The following is a 3342-nucleotide window of genomic DNA, read 5'->3' on the forward strand; positions in this document are numbered from 1 at the left end:
AAGATTATAGATGATATCGGCTAGGCTTTCTACCCTTGTCAATCCTTGTTTTGTGGATTTTCATAGGAAGGTTAAAAATAATAAATACTTAAGATATGTCCTTAAGGGTGGCCGTGGGTCTGGTAAGTCTTTTATGATTTCATTGGAGATTATTCTTGATGTTATCAACAATCCTATTTCTGTCCTTTGTGTTCGTAAGGTTGGCAACACTCTTTATGAGTCGGTTTATGAGCAGCTAAAAGAGGCTGTGGATGTCCTTGGAGTTGGGGCTTATTTTGCTTTTGGTAAAAGTCCCTTAAAGATTACTTATTTACCTCGTGGCAATTCAATTATATTTCGTGGGGCTGATGACCCTGCTAAAATTAAGTCTCTTAAGGTTGCTAAGTTTCCTGTTGCTACCTTGTGGATTGAGGAGTTGGCAGAGTTTAAGACTGAAGAAGAAGTTTCTATGATTGAAAATTCGGTTTTAAGGGCTGAATTACCTGAAGGACTATCTTATAAGCTTTTTTATTCTTATAACCCGCCTAAGCGTAAACAATCCTGGGTAAATAAGAAGTTTGAGAGTCAGTTTATTTCTGATTTGACTTATGTTCATCATTCTACTTATTTGGATAATCCTTATATTTCCCAAGTTTTTAAAGATGAGGCTGACCATGTGAAGAAAATCCAGCCTTTAAAGTATGACTGGGAGTATTTGGGTAAGGCTATAGGTTCTGGGGTTGTTCCTTTTGATAATTTAGTTTTTAGAGAAATTAAGAGAGAAGAAATTGACAATTTTGATAATATAAGACAAGGCCTCGACTGGGGCTATGCTACTGATCCTTTGGCTATGGTTCGTATTCACTATGATAAGACCAGGCGAAGGATTTTTATATTTGATGAGCTTTACGGAGTTAAGATTTCAAACCGTGAGGCCGCTAATCTGATTAAAAAATATCATTTTGATGATACCAGGATAATTGCTGATTCTGCTGAGCCTAAGTCAATTGCAGAAGTTAAGTCTTACGGCATCCAGATTGCAGGAGCTGAAAAGAAACCAGGTTCGGTGGAGTTTGGGGAAAAATGGCTTGATGATTTGGAGGCTATTATTATTGACCCTAAGAGGTGCCCTAATACGGCTATGGAGTTTGAAAATATTGATTACCAGACTGATAGGTGGGGAGATACTATCCCAAGGCTTGAAGATAAGGACAATCACTGTATTACTGGAGATACATTGGTAGATACAGAATTCGGGCAAATTCCTATTGAAAGACTCGTTGGCACTACTGGAAGAGTCTATGCTTACAACTTTGATACAAATGCAAAAGATTTGCTAGAGTTTGAAGATGTTAGAAAGACAAGAAAAAATGCAGCAGTTTATGAAGTAGAATTAGAAAATGGAGCTAAAATAAAAGCTACCAAAGACCATTTGTTTCTTACAGAAAATGGTTGGGTAGAGTTACAAAACTTAAGCGAAAATGATAGTATAATCAATGTGTTTCATTGACACTACTCGATATGTTATGATATAATAGTATATATAACATAGGAGGAATAGTATGTCTAAGAAATACCAATACTATAATGGCTTAAAGTTTACTAGAGATGATAAAACTGGTTATTATTTAAACTCTACCAACAAGATTAGGTTGCATAGGTATGTTTGGGAGTGCAATTATGGGGCTATACCTAAAGGATACCATATACATCACATAGACCACGATAAAAGCAATAACAACATTGAAAATCTAAAGCTAATGAAGGCTCATGAGCATATATCTTTACATGGGCAAGCTAATGGAATTGCAAATGTTGAAAGTGGACTACTTGAAAGAATAAGACCCATGACAAAGAAGTGGCACGCTTCTGACGAAGGGCACAAGTGGCACAAGGAGCATTACGAAAAGACTAAAGATAAGCTTCATGCTAAAAAAGAGTTTAAATGTGATAATTGCGGAAAAGTATTTGTGGGGCCTGATAACGGTCTAACTAGGTTTTGCTCAAACGCATGTAAAAGTGCCTATAGAAGAAAAACAGGAAAAGACTTAATAGAAAAGGAGTGTGTTATTTGTGGAAATAAATTCAAAACAAATAAGTACAGCCCAGGTAGAACCTGTTCAAAAACATGCGCAGGTAAACTCAGGTATAAAAATAAAAAAGATTAGATTTGTCGGATATGAAGATGTCTACAATATGGAAGTTAAAGACCACCACAACTTTGCAGTTGAAGGTGGTTTTATTGTGCATAACTGCATAGACGCCTGCCGCTATAGTTTGAGTGAAGATATGATTGAAAGGAAGGTAAGGTCTATGAGCAAGAAGGCTCTAGGCTTATAATTATGTTTAGAACTTATAAAAATGAACTAAGCCCTACTGATGTTAGGGACTATATCAAGAAACATTCTGTCCTTATTGGTAGGTATGCTAATTTACAAGATTATTATTTAGGTAAACACTTGATTTTAGAAAATGGTGCGGCTGATAAGGATAAGGAAAATAAGCTTGTCCATCCATATCCTAAGTATATTACTGATTTTAATACTGGTTTTTTTATGGGGCAGTCGGTTAAGTATGTTGCTACTGCCCTTGATGAAGAAGAGGACGATAGATTTTTAGAGGAATATCAAAGTATTTGTAACTACAATAACGAGGCTAAGGAGAATTTGACCTTGGCTAAGACCTGCTCTATTAAGGGCGAGGCTTACGAGTTATTGTGGGTAGATGATAAGGCGAATGTTAGGTTTAAGGCTATTGAGCCAGACAACGCGTTTTTAATTTATGATATGAGCATAGAGGATAAGGTTAAGTTTGGTATCAGATACTATGTGTCTCAGGTCGATGGGAAAACTTCGACTTATGCTTATCTTTATGACGATAAGGCGGTTTATTTCTATACTGATGAGGCTAGCTCTGGAGTCTTTAGGCTTGAAGAGGTAAAACCCCATCCTTTTGGGGCTGTGCCTTTGATTCATTTTAAGAACAATAAAGAAGTCCAGGGGGACTTTGAGCAGGTTATATCTTTGATTGACGCTTATAACCGTGAACAATCTAATACCCTTAATGATATGGACCAGTTTTCTGACGCTTACCTTGCCCTTGTAAATTACGGGGCTACTGATGAGGAAGATGTTAAGAAGATGAATAAGCAAAGAATTCTTCTCCTTGATTCAGATGGTGATGCCAAGTGGGTTGTAAAAGATGTCAACGATAACTGGGTTGAAAACTTTAAATTAAGAGTGAATAAGGATATTCATAAATTTTCTTTTACTCCAGACTTTGCTGATGAATCTTTTGGCACTAATTTGCCTGGTATATCTCTAAGGCTTAAGCTTTTGACTGCTGAAGAACTTAGGAACACTA

The 3342-nt window shown here is 36.4% G+C and carries 4 protein-coding genes; all 4 read left to right on the plus strand.

Features of this window, described 5'->3' with window-relative positions:
• The first annotated feature begins 10 nt into the window (after positions 1 to 10).
• Positions 11 to 1489, plus strand: a complete 1479-nt coding sequence (locus Q0410_RS05870) for a PBSX family phage terminase large subunit (RefSeq protein ID WP_299034230.1) — start codon at positions 11 to 13, stop codon at positions 1487 to 1489.
• Between the two features lie 52 nt (positions 1490 to 1541).
• Positions 1542 to 2147 carry an HNH endonuclease signature motif containing protein gene (locus Q0410_RS05875; protein WP_299034235.1) on the plus strand — a complete coding sequence of 202 codons (606 nt, stop codon included), beginning with the start codon at positions 1542 to 1544 and terminating at the stop codon, positions 2145 to 2147.
• Complete coding sequence (locus tag Q0410_RS05880) at positions 2053 to 2319, plus strand: hypothetical protein (RefSeq protein WP_299034238.1); 267 nt, start codon at positions 2053 to 2055, stop codon at positions 2317 to 2319. Before Q0410_RS05875 ends, Q0410_RS05880 begins: the two co-directional genes overlap by 95 nt.
• A 2-nt stretch (positions 2320 to 2321) precedes the next feature.
• On the plus strand, positions 2322 to 3342 hold a 1021-nt coding region (locus Q0410_RS05885; protein WP_299034241.1), incomplete at its 3' end, for a phage portal protein.

The organism is uncultured Anaerococcus sp., assembly GCF_937934665.1.
Taxonomy (GTDB): domain Bacteria; phylum Bacillota; class Clostridia; order Tissierellales; family Peptoniphilaceae; genus Anaerococcus.